Origin of the sequence: Roseateles violae, from assembly GCF_030410485.1 — a bacterium.
Classification (GTDB): Bacteria; Pseudomonadota; Gammaproteobacteria; order Burkholderiales; family Burkholderiaceae_C; genus Roseateles_D; species Roseateles_D violae.
Map to the genome: position 1 here is coordinate 165,482 of NZ_JAUHHC010000007.1, position 20,587 is coordinate 186,068.

General features: G+C 68.4%; 21 protein-coding genes and 1 tRNA gene. 11 read left to right on the forward strand and 11 right to left on the reverse strand.

Going from position 1 to position 20,587, the window contains the following annotated elements:
- Window positions 1-126: 126 nt before the first annotated feature.
- Both QWJ38_RS22855 and QWJ38_RS22860 read left to right on the forward strand, forming a co-directional pair.
- Complete coding sequence (locus QWJ38_RS22855; protein ID WP_290361446.1) at window positions 127-1,845, forward strand: GGDEF domain-containing protein; 1,719 nt, start codon at window positions 127-129, stop codon at window positions 1,843-1,845.
- A gap of 57 nt (window positions 1,846-1,902) precedes the next feature.
- Window positions 1,903-1,979, forward strand: a tRNA-Arg gene (locus QWJ38_RS22860).
- Window positions 1,980-2,055: 76 nt separating this feature from the next.
- Here the strand turns inward: QWJ38_RS22860 and QWJ38_RS22865 are convergent.
- Together QWJ38_RS22865 and QWJ38_RS22870 are read right to left on the reverse strand one after the other, a co-directional pair.
- Window positions 2,056-2,427, reverse strand: a complete 372-nt coding sequence (locus tag QWJ38_RS22865; RefSeq protein ID WP_290361447.1) for a DUF2231 domain-containing protein — start codon at window positions 2,425-2,427, stop codon at window positions 2,056-2,058.
- Window positions 2,428-2,606: 179 nt separating this feature from the next.
- Window positions 2,607-3,737: a CaiB/BaiF CoA transferase family protein gene (locus QWJ38_RS22870; protein WP_290361448.1), complete on the reverse strand. Its 1,131-nt coding sequence runs from the start codon at window positions 3,735-3,737 to the stop codon at window positions 2,607-2,609.
- A gap of 44 nt (window positions 3,738-3,781) precedes the next feature.
- On the opposite strand from QWJ38_RS22870, the gene greB reads away from it, so the two are divergent.
- Window positions 3,782-4,339, forward strand: a complete 558-nt coding sequence (gene greB / locus QWJ38_RS22875) for a transcription elongation factor GreB (RefSeq protein WP_290361449.1) — start codon at window positions 3,782-3,784, stop codon at window positions 4,337-4,339.
- Here the strand turns inward: greB and QWJ38_RS22880 are convergent, their stop codons facing one another.
- The 4 genes from QWJ38_RS22880 to QWJ38_RS22895 all read right to left on the reverse strand — a co-directional run bounded on the left by QWJ38_RS22880 (window position 4,340) and on the right by QWJ38_RS22895 (window position 8,528).
- Window positions 4,340-6,616 (reverse strand): RelA/SpoT family protein, encoded by a 2,277-nt coding sequence (locus tag QWJ38_RS22880; RefSeq protein ID WP_290361450.1) that lies wholly within the window; start codon window positions 6,614-6,616, stop codon window positions 4,340-4,342.
- Between the two features lie 103 nt (window positions 6,617-6,719).
- Complete coding sequence (rpoZ, locus tag QWJ38_RS22885) at window positions 6,720-6,923, reverse strand: DNA-directed RNA polymerase subunit omega (protein WP_077036989.1); 204 nt, start codon at window positions 6,921-6,923, stop codon at window positions 6,720-6,722.
- Between the two features lie 42 nt (window positions 6,924-6,965).
- Entirely contained in the window at window positions 6,966-7,586 is a 621-nt protein-coding gene (gene gmk, locus QWJ38_RS22890; protein WP_290361451.1) for a guanylate kinase, read from the reverse strand.
- Between the two features lie 27 nt (window positions 7,587-7,613).
- Window positions 7,614-8,528 (reverse strand): YicC/YloC family endoribonuclease, encoded by a 915-nt coding sequence (locus QWJ38_RS22895; RefSeq protein WP_290361452.1) that lies wholly within the window; start codon window positions 8,526-8,528, stop codon window positions 7,614-7,616.
- A gap of 32 nt (window positions 8,529-8,560) precedes the next feature.
- Here QWJ38_RS22895 and QWJ38_RS22900 point away from each other — a divergent pair, with 32 nt between their 5' ends.
- The 5 genes from QWJ38_RS22900 to hemW all read left to right on the forward strand — a co-directional run bounded on the left by QWJ38_RS22900 (window position 8,561) and on the right by hemW (window position 13,069).
- Window positions 8,561-9,529, forward strand: a complete 969-nt coding sequence (locus QWJ38_RS22900) for a serine/threonine protein kinase (RefSeq protein ID WP_290361453.1) — start codon at window positions 8,561-8,563, stop codon at window positions 9,527-9,529.
- Between the two features lie 76 nt (window positions 9,530-9,605).
- On the forward strand, window positions 9,606-10,505 hold the full coding sequence (locus tag QWJ38_RS22905; RefSeq protein WP_290361454.1) for a PP2C family protein-serine/threonine phosphatase: 900 nt from the start codon (window positions 9,606-9,608) through the stop codon (window positions 10,503-10,505).
- Window positions 10,506-10,517: 12 nt separating this feature from the next.
- Window positions 10,518-11,252 (forward strand): ribonuclease PH, encoded by a 735-nt coding sequence (gene rph, locus QWJ38_RS22910; protein ID WP_290361455.1) that lies wholly within the window; start codon window positions 10,518-10,520, stop codon window positions 11,250-11,252.
- Between the two features lie 4 nt (window positions 11,253-11,256).
- Window positions 11,257-11,862 carry an RdgB/HAM1 family non-canonical purine NTP pyrophosphatase gene (gene rdgB / locus QWJ38_RS22915; RefSeq protein ID WP_290361456.1) on the forward strand — a complete coding sequence of 202 codons (606 nt, stop codon included), beginning with the start codon at window positions 11,257-11,259 and terminating at the stop codon, window positions 11,860-11,862.
- A 4-nt stretch (window positions 11,863-11,866) separates the two neighbouring features.
- Window positions 11,867-13,069 carry a radical SAM family heme chaperone HemW gene (gene hemW / locus QWJ38_RS22920; protein ID WP_290361457.1) on the forward strand — a complete coding sequence of 401 codons (1,203 nt, stop codon included), beginning with the start codon at window positions 11,867-11,869 and terminating at the stop codon, window positions 13,067-13,069.
- On the opposite strand, the gene QWJ38_RS22925 is transcribed toward hemW, so the two are convergent.
- Entirely contained in the window at window positions 13,035-14,000 is a 966-nt protein-coding gene (locus QWJ38_RS22925; protein WP_290361458.1) for a LysR substrate-binding domain-containing protein, read from the reverse strand. The two genes, hemW and QWJ38_RS22925, sit on opposite strands and share 35 nt — an antisense overlap.
- A 102-nt stretch (window positions 14,001-14,102) precedes the next feature.
- On the opposite strand from QWJ38_RS22925, the gene QWJ38_RS22930 reads away from it, so the two are divergent.
- The gene (locus QWJ38_RS22930) at window positions 14,103-14,402 is read left to right on the forward strand and encodes a hypothetical protein (RefSeq protein WP_290361459.1); all 300 of its coding nucleotides are present in this window, start codon (window positions 14,103-14,105) and stop codon (window positions 14,400-14,402) included.
- Between the two features lie 37 nt (window positions 14,403-14,439).
- On the opposite strand, the gene QWJ38_RS22935 is transcribed toward QWJ38_RS22930, so the two are convergent.
- Genes QWJ38_RS22935 through QWJ38_RS22945 form a run of 3 tightly spaced genes read right to left on the reverse strand, consistent with a single transcriptional unit; the run spans window position 14,440 to window position 17,136 of the window.
- Window positions 14,440-15,528: a protein-glutamate methylesterase/protein-glutamine glutaminase gene (locus QWJ38_RS22935; protein WP_290361460.1), complete on the reverse strand. Its 1,089-nt coding sequence runs from the start codon at window positions 15,526-15,528 to the stop codon at window positions 14,440-14,442.
- A gap of 28 nt (window positions 15,529-15,556) precedes the next feature.
- Window positions 15,557-16,231, reverse strand: a complete 675-nt coding sequence (gene cheD / locus QWJ38_RS22940; protein WP_290361461.1) for a chemoreceptor glutamine deamidase CheD — start codon at window positions 16,229-16,231, stop codon at window positions 15,557-15,559.
- Window positions 16,232-16,281: 50 nt separating this feature from the next.
- Window positions 16,282-17,136: a CheR family methyltransferase gene (locus QWJ38_RS22945; RefSeq protein ID WP_290361462.1), complete on the reverse strand. Its 855-nt coding sequence runs from the start codon at window positions 17,134-17,136 to the stop codon at window positions 16,282-16,284.
- Between the two features lie 193 nt (window positions 17,137-17,329).
- Between QWJ38_RS22945 and QWJ38_RS22950 the strand changes: the two genes are divergently transcribed.
- Complete coding sequence (locus QWJ38_RS22950) at window positions 17,330-18,052, forward strand: GGDEF domain-containing protein (RefSeq protein WP_290361463.1); 723 nt, start codon at window positions 17,330-17,332, stop codon at window positions 18,050-18,052.
- Window positions 18,049-18,870 (forward strand): MinD/ParA family protein, encoded by an 822-nt coding sequence (locus QWJ38_RS22955; protein WP_290361464.1) that lies wholly within the window; start codon window positions 18,049-18,051, stop codon window positions 18,868-18,870. The genes QWJ38_RS22950 and QWJ38_RS22955 overlap by 4 nt, the downstream gene beginning before the upstream one ends.
- A 294-nt stretch (window positions 18,871-19,164) precedes the next feature.
- Here the strand turns inward: QWJ38_RS22955 and QWJ38_RS22960 are convergent, their stop codons facing one another.
- The gene (locus tag QWJ38_RS22960) at window positions 19,165-20,481 is read right to left on the reverse strand and encodes an MFS transporter (RefSeq protein ID WP_290361465.1); all 1,317 of its coding nucleotides are present in this window, start codon (window positions 20,479-20,481) and stop codon (window positions 19,165-19,167) included.
- Window positions 20,482-20,587: the final 106 nt, after the last annotated feature.

The following is a 20,587-nucleotide window of genomic DNA, read 5'->3' on the forward strand; positions in this document are numbered from 1 at the left end:
TCTGGCCCGTTTTCCTTTGCGGCTTCGCAAGGCGCTGCGGTTTGGTTGCGCGCCGCCTTGCTTCATGGACCCGGGCAGTGACAATGCCCCGATGCCCAAGCCCGAAGCCGCGTCGCCCTCGCGTTCATGTCGCTGATCCGCCTGCTCCGCATCGTCGCGCTGCTGCTGGTGGTGGTCACGGTGGCCTTGCTGGCGCTGCTGACCGGTGGGGCCTTGCATGAGCTGGAGCGGAGCAGCCGGGCGCTGGCGGCGGTGGAGGAATTGCGGCTGGCGCTGCTGGTGGCCGAAAAGGCCTCGCGCGAGCGCGGACCCAGCAATGGCTGGCTCGGCGAGCCGCTGCCGCATACCGCGCCGGCCCGTCAGCGCCTCGACGAGGCGCGGGGCAAGACCGATGCGGCCTTCGCGGCCCTGCTGGTACGACCCGACTCGGTCGTGCCCGATCGAGAGCCGCAGCTGGCGCGGGCGAGGCTGGCGCTGGAGCAGGCGCGCCAGCAGATCGATCGCGTCGCCGCCGAGCCGCTGGCGCAGCGCTCGTCCGAGGCGATCGCTGCCTGCGTGCAAGCGATGGTGGCGGTGATCCGGCAGCTCGCCCCGCTGGTCAGCCAGCTGGCCAACGAGGCGCAGAACGACTATCCGCCGATCGGCGATCCGCTGCAGGCCGCGCGGCTGAGCGCCGAGTTGCGCGAGTACGCCGGCCTGCTGGGCTCGCATTTCACCGCCGCGCTGGCGGCGGGTCGGCCGATGACGCGGGCCGAGCTCGACGCGGTCCAGCACACGCGCGGCCGCATCGACCAGCTGCGCTTTCTGATCTCGGTGCGCCTGGCCCGGCCACAGAGCGGCACGCCGACGGCCGAGCTCTGGGAGCGCGCGCAGCAACGCTATTTCGGCACGGCGCTGCCGCTGGCCGAGCAGGTCATCACCGCCAGCCAGGCCGGCCAGGCACATGCGCTGAGCCCGGCCGCTTTTGCCGAGGCCTATGTGCCGGACATGAACTCGATCCTCGAGGTGCGCGACGCGCTGCTCGAGCAGTCGCTGGACGGCGCGCGCGCCGCGCGGCGCGAGGCCCTGGGCCTGCTGGGCCTGGTGCTGATCGGTGCAGTGGCGATGGTGGCGGGCCTGGTGGGGCTGCTGCTGCTGGTGCGGCGGCGCGTCCTCGGGCCGCTGGCGGCGATCGCACAGGCCGTCGACGAGCTGGCCGCGAACCGGCCACTGACGACGCTGACCCCGCTGCCGCAGGCGCCGGCCGAGGATGGACTGGCCGCGTTGATCCAGGCCGTGCGTGCGCTGCAGGAGCGCACGCAGCGGCTGGCGCTGGAGAAGGAGCGCGATTCGCTGATTGAGCAGCTGCGCAGTCAATCGAATACCGATGCGCTGACCGGCCTGCTGAACCGGCGTGGCGTCTTCGAGGCGGGCGAGCATCTGCTGGAGCAGGCGCGCCGGCACGGCTTCGGCGTGACCGCCATCCTGCTTGACGTCGACCATTTCAAGCGCTTCAACGACGAGCTGGGTCATGCCGGCGGCGATGCCGCGCTGCTCGAGGTGGCCGAAGTGATCCGCGCGCAGATGCGCCGCAGCGATCTGGCCGGACGGCTCGGCGGCGAGGAATTCATCCTCTTGCTGAGCCATTGCGAGCTCGAGCTCAGCGAGCGCTTCGCGGAGCGCATGCGCAGCGAGCTCGAACAGTTGCCGCCGCGCGCCCAGGGACTGGCGCTGACGGCCAGCTTCGGCGTGGCCGGCTTTCCGGGGCATGGCGCGAGCCTGGATGAATTGATCTCGCGCGCCGACAAGGCCATGTATCGCGCGAAGACGGCCGGCCGGAACCAGGCCATGACCGTCTCGGCCTGATACTGGCCGCATTCTTTTTGGACTTCTTCCAAAAAGAATGCTATAGTGCAAGGCTTCGCGGCTGTAGCTCAGTTGGATAGAGTACTTGGCTACGAACCAAGGGGTCGTGGGTTCGAATCCTGCCAGCCGCGCCAAACAATAAGAAGAGAATCAACGGGCCAGATGCGCAAGCGTCTGGCCCGTTTTCCATTGGGCGATCAACCGCCGCGTTCAGGATACCGGCTGGCCCTGACGGCGCCGCAGTGAACTCGGCGCGTCGAGATTTGCGTCATCGCTGACGCCGACACCCAGGCGGTCGACCAGTTCCCCGCCCATCCAGGCGGTGACCAGGGCCAGCGTCACGCCGATGAAGACCAGCGCATGGGCCAGCCAGCTCGGCGCCTTGGGCGCGTCGCGCCGCAAGCACCAGCTGAGCGCGAACAGGCTCAGCACGATCACGTTGCCGCCGGCGTGCAGCGCGCCGAGCGACTTGGCCCGCGTGCCGCGTGGGATCGCCAGCCAGTCGATCAGGCCGAAGGGTGCCGCCAGCAGGCCGCCGATCAGGCCGGCGGCAATCGGGTAGTCGGCGACGACGGCCAGCATGGGCCGCCCGGTGGCGATGGCCAGCAGATCGAACCCGACCGAGGCGCCGAGCAGCCCAGCGGAAACACGACGAGCATCTGGTGAATCGGATGCCCCAGCAGACGGGCTTTGCTTTCCATGGTGACTCGACTCCGAGTGGGAATGTCACCCGAGGGCAAGTTGCGCTCCTGCCGACCGGCTCAGCCCTCGCTCGGCAGCAAGGCCGCGATCTGCTGCGCATCGAAACCCAGCTCGCCCAGCAGGGTGCGGCCATCGGCGCCCGGTGCGGGGCCGCGCTGCGGGGCGCGGATCGCGCTGCGCGAGAAACGCGGCGCGGCGGCCGGTTGCCAATGGCCATCGACCTCGACGAAATTGCCGCGCGCTTGGTTGTGCGGATGGCGCGCCGCCTCGTCCAGCGACAGCACCGGCGCGAAGCACACATCGCTGCCTTCGAGCAGCGCCGTCCATTCCGCGCGCGTCTTGGTGCGGATGCGCGCGGCGACGCGCTCGCGCAGCGCCGGCCATTGCCGCGCATCGTATTGCTGGGCCGGGTCAAGGTCGTGCAGTTCCAGCCGCTGCAGCAGCTCGCGGTAGAACTGCGGCTCGATCGCGCCCAGGGTCACGTAGCGGCCATCCGCGCATTTAAAGCTATCGTAGAAGGGCGAGCTGTGCAGGAAGAAGTTCTGCGCCGGCTGCTCGCGCCAGAAGCCGCTGGCGCGCAGCGAATGGACCAGCGCCGTCAGCGCGCCGACGCCGTCGACCATCGCCGCGTCGACGACCTGGCCGCGGCCCGAGGCCCTGGCTTCCAGCAGCGCGCAGACGATGCCGAAGGCGGCGAACATGGCGCCGCCGGCCATATCGCCGAGCAGGGTGGCGGGCAGGCTCGGCGCGACGCCCTCGCGCGTCGCGATCGACAGCGCGCCGGTCAGCGCCACATAGTTGATGTCGTGGCCGGCCGCCTGCGCCAGCGGGCCGGTCTGGCCCCAGCCGGTGACGCGGCCATAGACCAGGCGCGGGTTGCCCGCCTCGCAGTCGGCCGGCCCCAGGCCCAGTCTTTCCATCACGCCGGGGCGGTAGCCCTCGATCAGCGCGTCGGCGCCGGCGATCAGCTTCTTGACCGCCTGCAGGCCCAGCGGATGCTTGAGGTCCAGGCAGATCGAGCGCTTGCCGCGGTTCATCGCCTCGCCGGCGCCCAAGCTGCGCAGCGCCGCCGGCCGCTCGACGACGATCACCTCGGCGCCCATATCGGCCAGCAGCATGCCGACGAAGGGCCCCGGGCCGATGCCGGCCATCTCGATCACCCGCAGGCCGCCCAGGGGACCTTCGCTCATCGTGTTCTCCTCATTGTTTTTGCGTCAGCGCCACAATACACGGCATGAGCAAGGCATTCACAAAGGAAAGCGAGCAGGACGACGACGAGGAGCTGGCGCTGCCCTCGCTGCCGCAGGGCACGCGCAACTACATGACGCCCGAGGGCTATGGGCGGCTGCGCGCCGAGTTCATCGAGCTGCTCGATGTGGAGCGGCCCAAGATCGTCGAGACCGTGTCCTGGGCGGCCAAGAACGGCGACCGCTCCGAGAACGGCGACTATCTGTACGGCAAGAAGCGGCTGCGCGAGATCGACCGCCGCCTGCGCTTCCTGACCAAGCGCCTGGACATCGCCGAGGTCGCCGACCCCAGCGTGCACCATGGCAAGGACCAGATCTTCTTCGGCGCCACCGTCACCTACGCGAACGCGAAAGGCGAGGAGCGGACGATCACCATCAAGGGCATCGACGAGAGCGACAGCCTGAAGGGCGAGGTCAGCTGGATCTCGCCGATCGCGCGCGTGCTGCTGAAGGCCCGTGAGGGCGACGAGCTGCAATTGCTGACGCCGGGCGGCGTCGAGACGATCGAGGTGATCGAGGTGAGCTACCCGGCGCCTAAAACCTGATCAGGGCTTGACGCGCCAGACGCGCAGCACCGCCGGCGAGCGTTTCAAGGTGCGCAGCACATCGGCCAGGTGCAGGCGGTCGCGCACGGACAGCAGCAGATTCATCTCGGCCGTCTCGCTCGCCTGCGATTCCTCGCTCATCGAGATATGGGTGATGTCGGCCTCGGCGCTGCTGACGGCCGAGGCGACCTGGGCCAGCACGCCCTTGCCATTGTTCAGCAGCAGGGAGACGGCCGCCTCGAAGGGCCGGCTCAGCTCCTCGGCCCAGGTGACCGCGATCCAGTGCTCGGAGTCGCGCTGGAACAGCTTGCGGCCGACCGAGCATTCGGCCGTGTGCACCAAGAGGCCCTCGCCACGGCCCAGATAGCCCTTGACGTCGTCGCCGGGGATAGGTCGGCAGCAGGGCGCCAGCCGCACCGAGGCGCCTTCGCTGCCGTCCAGCATCACCTGGCCCTGGGCCGGTGCATCGTCATCGCCGAAGCGGCCCATGGTCAGCATCACCGCGTCGGGGCGCTGGCCCTGCTCGGTCAGCATGCGCGCCAGCTTCTTGGCGACGATGCTGGCGATCTTGCGGCCCAGGCCGATCTCGACCAGCAACTCGTCGACATGGCGGTTGCCGGCCCAGCGGGCCAGCTGCTGCCAGGCCTGGGCGGCGGTCTGGTCCTCGTCGTCGAGGCTGGGCAGGGTCAGCCCCTCGGCGCGCAGCGCCTGGGCCAGCATTTTTTCGCCCAGGTCGCGCGATTCTTCCTGCTCCAGGTTCTTCAGGAAATGGCGGATCTTGGAGCGCGCCCGGCCGGTGCGCACAAAGCTGAGCCAGGCCGGATTGGGTCGCGCGCCGGGGGCGGTGACGATCTCGACCACGTCGCCGCTGCGCAGCTCGGTGCGCAGGGGCACCGGCTCGCCATTGATCTGGGCGGCCACGCAATGGTCGCCGACGTCCGAGTGGATCGCATAGGCAAAGTCGACCGGCGTCGCGCCCTTGGGCAGGGCCATGATCTTGCTCTTGGGCGTGAACACGTAGACCGCGTCGGGGAACAGGTCGATCTTGACGTGTTCGAGGAACTCGTTGGCGTCGCGCGTCTCGTCCTGGATGTCGATCAGCGACTGCAGCCAGTTCGCGCCCAGCTGCTGCATACCCTGCGAGCTGGTGCCGGCCTTGTACATCCAGTGCGCGGCCACGCCTTTCTCGGCCACCAGATGCATGTTCTCGGTGCGGATCTGGAACTCGACCGGCGTGCCCAGCGGGCTGACCAGGGTCGTGTGCAGCGACTGGTAGCCGTTCGGCTTCGGGATCGCGATGTAGTCCTTGAAGCGGCCCGGCTGCGGCTTGTAGAGCTGGTGCAGCACCCCCAGCGACAGATAGCAGCTGGGCAGGTCGGCCACGACGATGCGGAAGCCGAAGATGTCGGACACCTGGGCAAAGCTCAGGTGCTTGTCCTTCATCTTCTTGTAGATCGAGTACAGCGTCTTCTCGCGGCCGTGGATCTCGACCTTGAGCTCCGACTCGCCGAAGGCCTTCAGCACGTCGCGCTCGATGCGCGAGACCAGGTCGCGGCGGTTGCCACGCGCCTTCGTGATCGCCTTGGACAGCGCCGCATGGCGCCAGGGGCTGATGAACTGGAAGGACAGCTCCTGCAGCTCGCGGTAGATCTGGTTCAGACCCAGCCGGTGCGCGATCGGCGCGTAAATGTCCAGCGTCTCGCGGGCGATGCGGCGCTGCTTGACGGCCGCCATCGCGTCCATCGTGCGCATATTGTGCAGGCGGTCGGCCAGCTTGATCAGGATCACGCGCACATCGCGCGCCATCGCCAGCAGCATCTTGCGGAAGGACTCGGCCTGCGATTCCTCCTTGGTCGAGAACTGCAGCTTGTCCAGCTTGGTGAGCCCGTCGACCAGCTCGGCCGTCGGCGCCTCGAACTTCTCGATCAGCTCGGCCTTGGTGACGCCGCAGTCCTCCATCGTGTCGTGCAGCAGGGAGGCCATGATGGCCTGGGCGTCGAGCCGCCATTCGGCGCAGATGCCGGCCACCGCGATCGGATGGGTGATGTACGGCTCGCCGCTGGTGCGCAACTGGCCCAGATGGGCTGCGTCGGCAAACTTGTAGGCCTCGCGGATGCGCCGGATGTCGGCCTTGGGCAGGTAGTGCAGCCGGTGGGCCAGCGCGTCGAAGGAGGCGGCCTCGGCCTCGGTCGGCGCCGGCGCGGCCGTGCTGCGCAGGCCCGGCAGGCCGGTCAGGGCTGCGGGCAGGCGGGCGACGGCGAATGAACGGAATCCCATGGGGCGAATTTAACGCATCGCGCCCGGGCCAGCCGGGGCAGGGATACCGCCAAAACGACAACGGGCACCCGCAGGTGCCCGTCGATCGCACAGCGGCGCCGGTTTAGACCGGCACCTTGCGCAGCATCTCGACGCCGACTTCGCCGGCGGCGATCTCGCGCAGCGCCGTCACGCCGGGCTTGTTCTTGCTCTCGATCTTGGGCGTGTGGCCCTGGCTCAGCATGCGGGCGCGGTAGGTCGCGGCGAGCACCAGCTGGAATCGGTTCGGGATCTTGGTCAGGCAGTCTTCGACGGTGATGCGGGCCATGTGGTGGTTCCGGGCTGGGTGTTGCGGGTGCCGAACCGGGGGTTACGGCAGATTGAGCGCGTAGAACACCGCGGAGCGGTTTCGGCGCTGAGCGGCGTATTTTAACCGCTGCGCGTGGACAATCGATTTCAGGTCGAAAACAGCCGTGTCGAACACCGCATTGACGACGACGAAATCGAAATGCCGCGCCTGGGCGACCTCGACGCGGGCGTTTTCCATGCGGTGGGCGATGACCTCCGGGTCGGTGTCGCCGCGGCGCGCCAGGCGCTGCTGCAGTTCCTCCCAGCTCGGCGGCAGGATGAAGATCAGCACCGCATAGGGGAACAGCTGCTTGATCTGCAGGGCGCCCTGGTAGTCGATCTCCAGCACGACGTCCTCGCCATGCGTCATGCGCGCCTCGATCGCCGCGCGCGAGGTGCCGTAGAGATTGCCGTGCACCTCCGCCCATTCGAAGAACTCGCCGCGCTCCGCCATTGCCTTGAACTCGTCCTTGCCGACGAACCAGTACTCGCGGCCATGCTGCTCCTGGCCGCGCGGCGCGCGCGAGGTGTGCGAGATCGACACGTCCAGCTTGGCGTCCAGTTCCAGCAGCGCCTTGACGAGGCTCGATTTGCCGGCGCCGCTGGGTGCAGCGACGACGAAGAGATTGCCCGGATATTCCATATCGCTATTGTCTTTTCTTCTGCTGCTTCACTCGATGTTCTGGACCTGCTCGCGCAGCTGTTCGATGGCGACCTTCATCTCCACCGAGATATTGGTCAGCTCGATCGCGGCCGACTTGGAGGCAAAGGTATTGGCCTCGCGCAAGAGCTCCTGGACCAGGAAGTCCAGGCGCTTGCCGAGTTCGCCGCCCTTCTTCAGCAGGCGGCTGATCTCGTCCAGATGGGCGCGCAGGCGGGCCAGTTCCTCGGCCACGTCGATGCGGATTGCATAGGCGGTGGCCTCGTTGAGCGCGCGCTCGCGGGACGCTTCCTCGGACACGGTCTGCGCCGCGCCGGCGCTGGCCAGCGCTTCCTGCCAGCGCTCCAGAAAGCGCTGCTGCTGGCGCGTCACCACGGCCGGCACCAGCGGCTCGGCCTCGGCGGCCAGTTCGCGCAGGCGCTTGACGCGCTCCAGCAGCACGGCGACCAGCTTCTCGCCCTCGCGCTCGCGCGCCTCGGCCAGGCCGTCGAGGCAGGCGCGCGCGGCCTCCATCGTCGCCTCGTCCAGGCGCTCGGCGGCAGCGCCGCCGTTCTTGCACCACTGCAAGGCCTCGTGCACCGACAGCGGCTTGGCCTGCGGCAGCCAGCCCTGCACGGTGCTTTCCAGCCGCGCCAGCCGGTTCAACTGTTCCGGCTGCGGCTGGGGCCAGGCGTTGTCGGCCTCGCGCTGGGCGTTGATGCGCAGCTCGATCTTGCCGCGCTTGAAGCGCGCCGTCAGCAACTCGCGCAGCGCCGGCTCGAGGCCGCGCAGTTCCTCGGGCATGCGGAAGGCGAGGTCGAGAAAGCGGCTGTTGACCGAGCGCAGCTCGACGCTGACGGAGGCCTTGGAGGCGCCGGTGTTTTCACCGGAAACACTGGGTTGCGAGGCGGCACTCGCGTAACCCGTCATGCTGTAGACTGGCATCTAGCACTCGGTAAGCAAAGCAAAGCGCGATTATGTCAAAGCCGAAACCGGCGCCCCTGCCTGCGGGCACGGTGGTGGGGGGCTACCAGATCATCAAGCGACTGGCAGCAGGCGGCTTCGGGGTGGTCTACCTGGCCGAAGATCCCGAACACCACCTGGTGGCCCTGAAGGAATATCTGCCCTCCAGCCTGGCCGAGCGCTCGCCCGGCGAACTGACGCCGCGCGTCAAGCCGGAGAAGCAGCCGCTGTACCGTCTGGGCCTGAAGAGCTTCTTCGAAGAGGGGCGGTCTCTCGCGCAGATCTCGCATCCCAGCGTCGTCTCGGTGCTGAACTTCCTGCGCGAGAACGAGACCGTCTACATGGTGATGAACTACCTGCAGGGCGATACCCTGCAGGACTTCATCGTCACCGCGCGCGACATGAAGCGCGACAAGGTCTTCCGCGAATCGACGATACGCTCGCTGTTCGACGAGATCCTGCGCGGCCTGCGCATCGTCCACCAGCACAAGATGCTGCACCTGGACATCAAGCCGGCGAACATCTTCATCACCAACGACAACAAGGCGGTGCTCCTGGACTTCGGCGCGGCGCGCGAGGTGCTGAGCAAGGAGGGCAACTTCATCCGCCCGATGTACACGCCCGGCTTCGCCGCGCCCGAGATGTACCGCCGCGACGGCGCCCTCGGCCCCTGGACCGACATCTACGCGATCGGCGCCTGCATCTATGCCTGCATGCAGGGCTATCCGCCCAACGACGCGCCGCAGCGCCTGGAGAAGGACCGGCTGGCCCTGAGCCTGTCGCGCCTGCGCAATGTCTATTCGGACAATCTGATCGAAGTGACCGAGTGGTGCATGTCGCTCGATCCGCTGTCGCGACCGCAAAGCGTGTTCGCGCTGCAGAAGGAGCTGGCCCGTGAGACCGAGCGCCGCTACACCAAGCTGAGCTTCAGCGAGCGGCTGAAACTGCAACTGGAGAACCTCAAAACCGGGGCGAAAGCGTGAGCCCCCACGCTCACTTTCGTTCGCTGCCCCCCGAGAGGGAGCGAAGCCTCCTTGAGGCGGCTCGGCGGAGGCCTTCGTGAAGTTTTCGGTCTTCCAGGTCAGCCGCAAGGGCGGGCGCGAGAAGAACGAGGACCGCATGGGTTACTGCTACACCCGCGAGGCCGGCCTGTTCGCGCTGGCCGACGGCATGGGTGGGCATCCGGAGGGCGAGGTCGCGGCGCAGAAGACCCTGCAGGCCCTGGCCGCGCTGTTCCAGCGCGAGGCGCGGCCGCAATTGGCCGAGCCGCAGCGCTATCTGCAGGACGCGGTGCTGATCGCGCACCAGCAGCTGCTGCGCTACGCGATCGAGAAGGGCCTGTCGGACACGCCGCGCACGACCGTCGTGGCCTGCGTGATGCAGGGCGACCAGGCCTTCTGGGCCCATTGCGGCGATTCGCGCCTGTACCTGCTGCGCGAGGGCAAGCTGGTCGCGCGCACCCGCGACCATTCCTATATCGAGCTGGCCGAGGCGCTGGGCCGGGCGACGCCGGGCGCCGAGCGTTTCAATCGCAATGTGCTGTTCACCTGCCTGGGCAGCCCGGGCAAGCCCATGGTCGACACGGCCGGCCCGCTGTTGCTGGAGCCCGGCGACCGGCTGCTGCTGTGCTCGGACGGGCTCTGGGGCAATCTGAGCGATGACGAGATCGTCGCCCAACTGGCCGAGCGGACCATTGCCGACGCGGTGCCGGAACTGGTCGAGCGGGCGCTGCGCAATGGCGGCCCGCGCTGCGACAATGTCACCGTGCTGGCGGTCGAATGGGAAGGCAAGGGCGAACTCGATGCCCCCTCGACGCAGGAGCTGGACGAGGATGGTTTCGCCTCGACGATCCAGGGCGTCGCCGACCATCGCGTCGAGATGGACGAGAGCGAGATCGAGCGCGAGGTGCGCGAGATCCGCGATGCGATCCAGCGCGCCGCCAAGAAGCCCAAACCCTAGAAAGAATTTCCGATGACTGTTGAACTGAAGAAGCCGCGCATCGGACGTGCGGCCGACGCGCTGCGCCCGGTGACCATCACCCGCCGCTACACCCGCCATGCCGAGGGCTCGGTGCTGATCGAGTTCGGCGGCACCAAGGTCCTGTGCACCGCCTCGGTCGAGGAAAAGGTGCCGCCGCACAAGCGCGGCTCCGGCGAGGGCTGGGTGACGGCCGAATACGGCATGCTGCCGCGCGCCACCCACACGCGCAGCGACCGCGAGGCGGCCAAGGGCAAGCAGAGCGGCCGCACGCAGGAGATCCAGCGCCTGATCGGCCGCTCGCTGCGCTGCGTGTTCGACCTCGCCAAGCTCGGCGAGCGCACGATCTCGCTGGACTGCGACGTGATCCAGGCCGACGGCGGCACGCGCACGGCGGCGATCACCGGTGCCTATGTGGCCGCGCATGATGCGGTGAGCTGGCTGATCGCGCAGGGCAAGCTGAGCAGCTCGCCGATCAAGGACGCGGTCGCGGCGATCTCGGTCGGCATCGTCGACGGCGTGCCGCTGCTGGACCTGGAATACACCGAGGATTCGGCCTGCGACACCGATATGAACGTGGTGATGACGGCGGCCGGCGGCTTCGTCGAGCTGCAGGGCACGGCCGAGGGCGTGGCCTTCACGCGCAAGGAGATGAACGCGCTGCTGGACCTGGCCGAGAAGGGCATTGGCGAGCTGCTGGCCGCGCAGCGACGCGCGCTGGAGATCTAAGCCGATGAAGCTGGTGCTGGCCTCGAACAACGCCAAGAAGCTGGCCGAGCTGCAGGCCCTGTTTGCGCCGCTGGGAGTCGAGCTGATCACCCAGGGCTCGCTGGGTATCGCCGAGGCCGAGGAGCCGTTCCACAGCTTCGTCGAGAACGCGCTCGTCAAGGCACGCCACGCCGCCCGGGCCAGCGGCCTGCCGGCGCTGGCGGACGATTCGGGCCTGGCCGTCGAGGCGCTCGGCGGCGCGCCGGGCGTGCTGTCGGCGCGCTATGCGACGCTGTTCGGCCGGCCCAAGAGCGATGCCGAGAACAATGCGGTGCTGCTGGAGAAGATGGCCGGCATGGCCGACCGGCGCGCGCGCTTCGTCTGCTCGCTGGTCGCCGTGCGTTCGGCCGAGGACCCGGAGCCGCTGATCGCGATGGGCCGCTGGCAGGGCGAGATCCTGACCGAGCTGAAGGGCGCGGGCGGCTTCGGCTACGACCCGCTGCTGTTCATCCCGGCGCTGGGCCGCAGCGTCGCCGAGCTGGGCGCGGCCGAGAAGAATGCGCTGAGCCACCGCGCGCTGGCGGCGGCCGACCTCGTGCGCCAGATGCGCGAGGTCTGGCACCTCGGGTGATGCGATGGCCGATGTGATCAAGCTGATGCGGCCGGGCACCCTGAGCCTGGCGGCGCTGCCGCCGCTGTCGCTCTATGTGCACCTGCCCTGGTGCCTGAAGAAATGCCCGTACTGCGACTTCAACTCGCATGAGTGGAAGAACGGCAAGGAGTTGCCCGTCGAGACCGCGCGGGCCTATCTGGCGGCGCTGCGCAGCGATCTGGAGGCCGCTCTGCCGCTGATCTGGGGCCGGCCGGTCGTCAGCATCTTCATCGGCGGCGGCACGCCCAGCCTGTTCGCGCCGGAGCAGATCGCCGAACTGATCTCGGACCTGCGCGCGCGGCTGCCGCTGGAGCCCGGCTGCGAGATCACGCTGGAGGCCAACCCCGGCACCTTCGAGAAGGACCGCTTCAAGGGCTTCCGCGCGGCCGGCGTGACCCGGCTGTCGATCGGCGTGCAGAGTTTCGACGACGCCAAGCTGAAGCTGCTGGGCCGTGTCCACGATGCGAAGCAGGCGCGCGCGGCGCTGGCCGAGGCGGCGCAGTGCTTCGAGACCTTCAATCTGGACCTGATGTATGCGCTGCCGGGCCAGACCCTGGCCGAACTCGATCTGGAACTGCGGACGGCGCTGGCCTTTGCACCGCCGCATCTGTCGGTCTACCACCTGACGATAGAGCCGAACACGCTGTTCGCGAACCGGCCGCCCGCGCATCTGCCCGACCCGGACCTTGCCAGCGAGATGCTGGACCTGATCACGGCGCGCACCGGCGCGGCCGGCCTGGCGCGCTACGAGGTCTCGGCCTATGCACGCGCGGGCCACCGCTGCACCCACAATCTGAACTACTGGCAGTTCGGTGACTACCTAGGCATCGGCGCCGGCGCACATACCAAGCTGTCCTTCCCGCACCGCGTGCTGCGCCAGGTGCGCTGGCGCGAGCCAGCGGCCTATATGCAAAAGGCCGGCGAGGGCGCGGTGGTGTCGAACGAGCACGAGGTCGCGCGCCGCGAGCTGCCTTTCGAGTTCATGCTCAATGCGCTGCGCCTGAAGGAAGGCGTGCCGCTGACGCAGTTCCTGGAACGCACCGGCCTGCCGCCGTCCAGCATCGCCCGCGCGATGGAGCAGGGCCGCGCCCGCGGCCTGCTCGAGGCCGACCCGGCACGCATCGCGGCGACGGCCCGGGGCTTCGACTTCCTCAGCGATCTGCAGTCGCTGTTCCTGGCGGACTGATCTCCTGCATCGGCGCCTGCGCCGGTAGATGGCCGGCCAGCGCGGCGCGCGAGGCGGCGATCTCGGCATGCAGCCAGTCGCAGAAGGCGCGCAGGGCCGGGTCTTGCGCCAGCGCCGGCGGATAGACCAGGTGGTAGCGCTGCTGCTCGCTGGCCAGCGGCACTTGCGGCGCGACGCGCACCAGCCGGCCGTCCAGCAGCGCGTCGGCGGCCAGCAGCTCGCGGGTCAGGCCCACGCCCATGCCTTGCTCGGCCGCCTGCAGCAGCATGCCCGCATCGTTGAAGATGGCCATCGGCAGCACGCGCTCGCGCAGGCCGGCGGCCTCGAACCACTGCGTCCATTGCGCCGGATCGCCCAACAGCGGCTGGCGCGCGAGTTCGCTCACGGGTCGGCCGATCAGCCGGTTGGCCAATGCCGGCGCGGCCACCGGCAGCAGATTCGACTCGATCAGCGCCTCGTTGACCAGGCCGGTCCAGGGCCCGCGGCCCTGGCGCAGGGCCAGGTGGTAGCCCTCGCGCTCCAGGTCGATCACCTCCTGCGAGACATGCAGCTCCAGCGCGATGCCGGGCTGCAGCGCATGCCAGCGGCCAATGCGCGGCATCAGCCAGCGCTGGGCGAAGGAGGGCAGCATGGTCACCCGCAGGCTGCGCGCGACGCTGCCATGCTCGGCCGCCGCGGCCAGCAGCGCTTGCTCCAGTTCGCCGTAGGCGCGCTCGACGCCGCGCAGCAGCGCCTCGCCGGCGGCGTTCAACGCGACGCGCCGGCCCTGGCGCTCGAACAGCGCGAAGCCCAACTGGCCCTCCAGCGAGCGGATCTGCTGGCTGACCGCGCTGTGCGTCAAGTTCAGTTGCTCGGCGGCGGCGCGCAGGTTCTGCGTCCGGGCGGCGGCACGAAAGGCGGCCAGGTATTGCAGCGGCAGTCGTTGACTCATGGTGGAAAGATTGGCTTACCAATCTGGCCAGGATAAACAGTTTGTTAAGCGGTTGTTGGAAAAATATTATTACCAGCATCGATGTCCCAACAGGAGCTTCCGATGTCTGCCCAACACTGCTACCGCCTGCTGCGCAAGCCCGAACCGCTGGCGCTGACCCTGCTGACGGCGCTGACCGCGCTGCTGTCCTCGCTGCTGCTGGCCCTGGTGCTGGTGGAGCCGGCGCTGGCCGCCGGCGACGCGAATGCCGAGCTGCGCGAGCGCGCGCTGGCCCAGGCCGAGGCCGCCCAGCTGCGGGCCATCGCGCAAGTGGCATCCGCCCAGCGCGCGACGCCGAGCTGGCCGCAGCGCCTGGCCGAGGCGCGCGCGGCCGCGCCGCCGCTGCCACCGCGGCCGCGTTGAGCGGGAAAGGGAGGAAAGGGTCGAAAGGAAGCCGGGCTCAGATCCGGTTCAGCGACATGCCGGCCGTGCTGCGCAGGCGCTCGATCAGGCGCGTGGCGATCTGGTTGAGCGGCAGCACTTCGTCGGCGGCGCCGGCCGCGATCGCCTCGCGCGGCATGCCGAAGACGACGCAAGTGGCCTCGTCCTGGACGAAGTTGTAGGCGCCGGCGTCCTTCATCACCTTCATCGCCTTGGCGCCGTCGGCCCCCATGCCGGTCAGCATCACGCCCAGCGCATTCGGGCCGACGACCTTGGCGGCCGAGTGGAACAGCACTTCGACCGAGGGCTTGTGGCGGTTCACTGGGTCGCCGTCCTGCACGCGGGCGATGTAGTTGGCGCCCGAGCGCTCGACGCTCAGGTGCAGGCCGCCCGGCGCGATATAGCCGTGGCCGGGCAGGATGCGCTCGCCGTCCTGCGCCTCCTTGACCTTGATCTTGCACAGGCCGTCCAGCCGCGCCGCATAGCTCTTGGTGAAGCCCGGCGGCATGTGCTGGGTGATGACGACGGCCGGGCAGTCGGCCGGCAGATTGATCAGCACGTCCTTGGTCGCCTCGGTGCCGCCGGTCGAGGCGCCGATGAAGATGATCTTCTCGGTCGACATGCGGCCCAGGCTGGCGATCGTGACCGGCTTGGCCGGCGCGGCGGGCGCGGTGCCGCCGGGCACCGGCACGCTGGAGCGGTGCACGCGCGCCTTGGCGGCGACGCGGATCTTGTCGGTGATGTCCTGGGCCAGCTGGCGGATGCCCTCGGCCACGCCGATCTTGGGTTTGGCGACGAAGTCGATCGCGCCGAGCTCCAGCGCCTTCATCGTCACCTCGGCGCCGCGCTCGGTCAGCGTGGACACCATCACCACCGGCATCGGCCGCAGGCGCATCAGCCGCGAGAGGAAGTCCAGGCCGTCCATGCGCGGCATCTCGACGTCCAGCGTGATCACGTCCGGGTTCAGGTTGCGGATCATCTCGCGCGCCACCAGCGGGTCGGCGGCCGCGCCGATGCACTGCATGTCCGGCTGGCGGTTGATGATCTCGGTGAGGATGCTGCGCACCAGCGCGGAATCGTCGACGACGACGACTTTGGTCTTGGCCATGGGTCTACTTCTCCTGCGCTCGCGCCGCTCAGAACAGGTCGATCGTGCCGCCGCTGGCGACGACCGGCTGCGCCTGCTGGGCGGCGGCGCGGTCCTGCTGCACGAGCGCGTCGGTATTGGTCGGTGCCAGCCGCTTGACCATCGCCTTGCCGCTGTGCGGCAGGAAGCAGACCTTGCGCGGGTACACGTCCAGCACGTCCTTGGAGACGATGGGGATGCGCTCGGTCTTCAGATAGTCGATGACGAAATTGGTATTGCGCTCGCCGACATTGATCGTGTTCATGCCGGCGATGACGGCGCCGCCGCCGAAGATCTTGGCTTCCATGCGGCTCTTGACGGCGCCGCGCTTCATCAGCTCGTTGATCAGGAGTTCCATCGCGAAGGAGCCGTAGCGGCCCGAATCGCCGCTGCCCTCGGGCAGCATGAAATGGTTCATGCCGCCGATCTGCGCCTGGCGGTCCCACAGGCAGGCCGCGATGCAGGAGCCCAGCGTCGTCATCAGCAGCGTGTCCTCGTTGTCGACGAAATACTCGCCGGGCAGGATCTTCACCGCGGCGTTCTTGAAATGTGCGTCGTAGAAGAAGAACGAGGCTTCGCCGTTCTTGCGAGGCAGGGCCTTGAGCCGGGCCACGCGGGCCGCACCCGCGCCGGCGGCGTTGATCGTGCCGATGCCGGCACCGCTGGAGGCAGGGGAGGTGACCATCAGTCCTTATCGGCCGCTCGCGCCGTCACTTGAGGGTTTACCTGGGGCGCTCAGACGCGTTCGTAAATCGTCTTGCCGCGCAGCCGGAACAGGTCGCGCGACTCGGTGAAGTTCTCCGAATGGCCGACATAGAGCAGGCTGCCGGGCCGCATCACCTTGTGGATGCGCTCGAGCACCTTGCGCTGGGTCGGTGCGTCGAAATAAATCATCACATTGCGGCAGAACACCATGTGGAAGGGCTCGCCCAGCGACCACTGCGTGTCCATCAGGTTCAGCACGCGGAAGTCGGTCCAGCGCTGCAGCTCGGGCTTGACGCGGATGCGCCCGGCATTGGCGCCGGTGCCGCGCATGAAGAAGGCCTTCAGCCGGCTCGCGTCGAGGCCGCGCGCGTCGGCGTTGTAGACGCCGCGCTTGGCCGTGTTCAGCACATTGGTGTCGATATCGCTGCAGACGATCTGCATCTGCGCGCTGGCGCCCAGCGCCTCGGCGCAGGTCATCGCGATCGAATAGGGTTCCTCGCCGGTCGAGGCGGCGCAGCACCAGATCCGCACCGGCTTGCCCGCCAGCGGCTTCAGGTCCTCGGCCAGCGCGACGAAATGGTGGTCTTCGCGGAAGAAGGAGGTCAGGTTGGTGGTCAGGCAGTTGACGAATTCCTGCCATTCCTGCGCGCCCTGCGGGCCGCTGATGCTCTCCAGCCATTGCAGATAGGCAGCAAAGGAGCGGTGGCCGGTCTCGCGCAAGCGCCGGGACAGCCGGCTGTAGACCATCGCGTGCTTGCCGTCGTGCAGGCTGATGCCGGCATGCTTGTAGATCAGCTGGCGCACGCGGTCGAAGTCGGCGCGGCTGAAGCTGAACTCATGGTCGACGGCTTCGGCGCCGCCTGCGCCGGTGGGGACGGAGGACATCGGTGGGAAACTCGCTGGTGATCTCTGCCCGGCGCGGGCCGGGCTGCCGATTTTGCATGGCGTCCGAGTGTCGCCGGCGCAGATCGCCGCGCATAGCGTGAACAGTGCCTGCAACCAGGGCCTGTTTCGAGGCTTGGGAGGGGGATGGGCCCTGCTAGACTGCGCCGGCACCCTCAGAACGCGCCTTCGCCGCTTGGAACCGCTGCCTCAATCCGCCCTGTTCGATACCCGCCGGCTGCAGCTGGACGTGGCCCTGCAATTGCTGCAGCAGGCCGGCGCGCTGCTGCCCGACAGCGAACCGTACAGCGCCGAGTGGCTGCAGGGCGTGATCGACGCGCTGTGCGATCTGTCCAGCCGCGACGGCCTGACCGGCCTGGCGAACCGCCGCAGCTTCGAGATGGCGATGTCGCGCGAGGTCGACCGCGTCGCCCGCTCCGGCGAGCCGGCGCTGCTGCTGACCCTGGACATCGACCATTTCAAGAACATCAACGACACCTACGGCCATATGGCCGGCGACCAGGTGATCCAGGCGGTTGCCGATGCGCTCAAGCAGGTGGTGCGGCCGATGGATTCGGTGGCGCGCGTCGGCGGCGAGGAGTTCGCGATCATCCTGCCGAATTGCGCGACCGCCTTCGGCGCCACCGTGGCCGAGCGGGTCCGCGAGCGGGTCTCCGAGCTGCGCATCGAGGTCTCGCCGGGCCAGGTGGTCGTCGTCACCATCAGCGTCGGCGGGGCCTTTGCGCCGCAATGGGTGCGCTCGTCCTCGCTCTTGTGGATGGAGCGGGCCGACCGCCAGCTCTACCGCGCCAAGGCCGAGGGCCGCAACCGCGCCTGCCTGGAGCCGCAGATCGATTCGCTGGTCAGTGCCGAAGAAAAAGGCATGTTGTTCGCAGTAACGCAACAGGAAGTTGAATGAGTACGATAGCCGCCGCCCCGCACGCAGCAGCGTCGCCCACCGTCCGGACTTCGGCCGCCCGCGGGGGCGCCCGCACACTGGCCATCACCAGCGGCAAGGGCGGCGTCGGCAAGACCTTCGTCTCGGCCAATCTGGCCGCGGCGCTCGCCGCAAGAGGCCAGCGCGTGCTGGTGCTGGACGCCGATCTCGGCCTGGCGAATCTGGACGTGGTGCTGAATCTGCATCCGAAGCTGACCCTGCATGATGTGTTCACCGGCAAGGCGACGCTGGATCAGGCCATCCTGCCGGCGCCGGGCGGCTTCTCGGTGCTGCTGGCCGGTTCGGGCATGGTCGAGTACTCGCGGCTGACGCCGGAGATCCGCGACAAGCTGCTGCAGATCGTCGAGCTGGTGCGGCCGCGCTTCGACTGGGTGCTGCTGGACACCGGCGCCGGCATCTCCGACGTGGTGCTGTTCTCGATCTCGATGGCCAGCGACGTGCTGGTCGTGGCCACGCCGGAACCGACCTCGCTGACCGACGCCTACGCGACGATCAAGGTGCTGGCCACCCAGCAGGAGCGCCGCCGCATCGGCCTGGTGCTGAACCAGGCGAACCGCCCCGGCGAGGGTAAGCTGATCTGCGGCCAGCTGCAGCAGGTGCTGCAGCGCTTCGTCGGCGCCGCGCCCGGCCAGGCCTTCAAGCTGGAGTTGCTGGGCGAGGTCAAGGTCGACGCGCTCGTGCGCCAGGCGGTGCTCAAGCGCCAGCTGGTGCTCGAGCATTTCCCCGGCAGCGAGGCGGCGCAGGGCGTCAAGGCGCTGGCGCACAAGCTGCTCGGCTGATGGCGGAGCGGGGCAGCCCGACCAGCGCCTTCGCCTGACCGATCGCTTCTACGATGTAGCCATGACTCAGCGGCGTTAGATTGAACCTGAGAATGCCTCTAGCATCTTGAACGTTCAATCCTCGCCAGGGCCACGGCGGCCACGTTTGCACTGCGGCGCGCAGCCGGCTTGACAACTACACGGCCGTACTGACGCCATCAGGCGCTAAGCAGTTGCAGAGACTGGCGACGCGTACGTCAGCCGCCTGTGCCTGGCCAGCAAGCCCTGTCAATCCGGCATCGGCTGGTCGCACTGTCAGTGCGCACCGGCCGGGGCCAAGGCGGACGCTTCGTCGCGCGCGGGCTTGTGCTGGAAGGGCGCCCGCCAGGCCAGCAGCACCGGCACGACCGAGACGATCAGCACGCCGGTGAAGAAGACCTTGTAGTCGTGCCCGACGACGCTCCAGACCCAGCCGCTGGCGGTGCCGGTGGACCACTTGGTCAGCGCCATCACGCCGGTGGCAAAGGCGTAGTGGGTCATGCGGAACGGGCCCGGTGCCACCTGCTGCATCATGTAGAGCATCTGGCCCACCGAGCCCATGCCGAAGCCGAACTTCTCGATCGCCACCAGCAGGCCGATCGTGAACATGTCGGTGGGCATCGTGTGGCTGAGGATCCAGTAGGTCAGATGCGGCAGGTTCAGCACCAGGGCCATCAGCACGAAGGTGCGCGGCAGGGTCCAGCGGGCGACGATGAAGCCGCCCAGGAAGGCGCCGGCGATGAAGGCCAGCGTGCCGGCCGTGCCATTGATGAAGCCGAGCGCCTGATTGTCCAGGCCGAGGCCGCCGACGCTGCGCGCGTCGAGCAGGAAGAGCGGGCCGAATTTCTCGATGAAGCCTTCGCCGAAGCGGTAGAAGAAGATCACCGCCAGCATCATCCAGATCTGCGGCTTCTGGAAGAAGGTCAGCCAGGATTCGCGCAGCGCCGGCATGGCCGCGCGCAGGCCCTGGCCCTGCAGCGCCGAGGGCTCGCCCGGCGGCAGGTAGCGCAGATGCCAGAGCCCGAAGCCGCCCATCATTAGCGCGCTGCCGCCCATCACGATCATCCAGCACTGCACCCAGGGCAGGCCAAGGTCCTTGTGCAGCCAGCCGGTCAGCGAGACCAGCAGGCCCGAGGCGATCACCGCGCCCATGTTCCAGCACATGCCCTGCAGGCCGGCGTAGCGGGCCTGGTCGCGCGGCGACATCGTCGTCATGAAGACGGCGTCGGCGGCGATGTCCTGGGTGGCCGAGGCGAAGCCGGTGACCCAGAAGAAGGCCAGCGAGAGGCGGAAGAAGTCGTCCAGCGGCAGGCAGAAGGCCACCACGCCCAGCGAGGCCATCATCAGGAACTGCATCGCGATGACCCACCAGCGCTTGGTCCTGAACGGCTCCAGCAGCGGTGACCACAGCGGCTTCAGCACCCAGGGCAGGTACATCTGCGAGGTGTAGAGGGCGATGTCCTCGTTCGAGATGCCCATGTTCTTGAACAGGATGGCCGCGACCACGGCGACGGTCACATTGGGCAGGCCCATCGCCAGGTAGAGCGAGGGCACCCAGGTGAGCGGATGCCGGCGGGGAGTTTCTGTTGCCATGGATGTCTCAGGTTGCGCCCTGGCGGGGTGCTTTTTTCTTGTCGGGGCGTGCGCTGTCGATCTTATGACAGCGTTGTCGTTCCGGGTTTGAGGGTTAGCACCATTG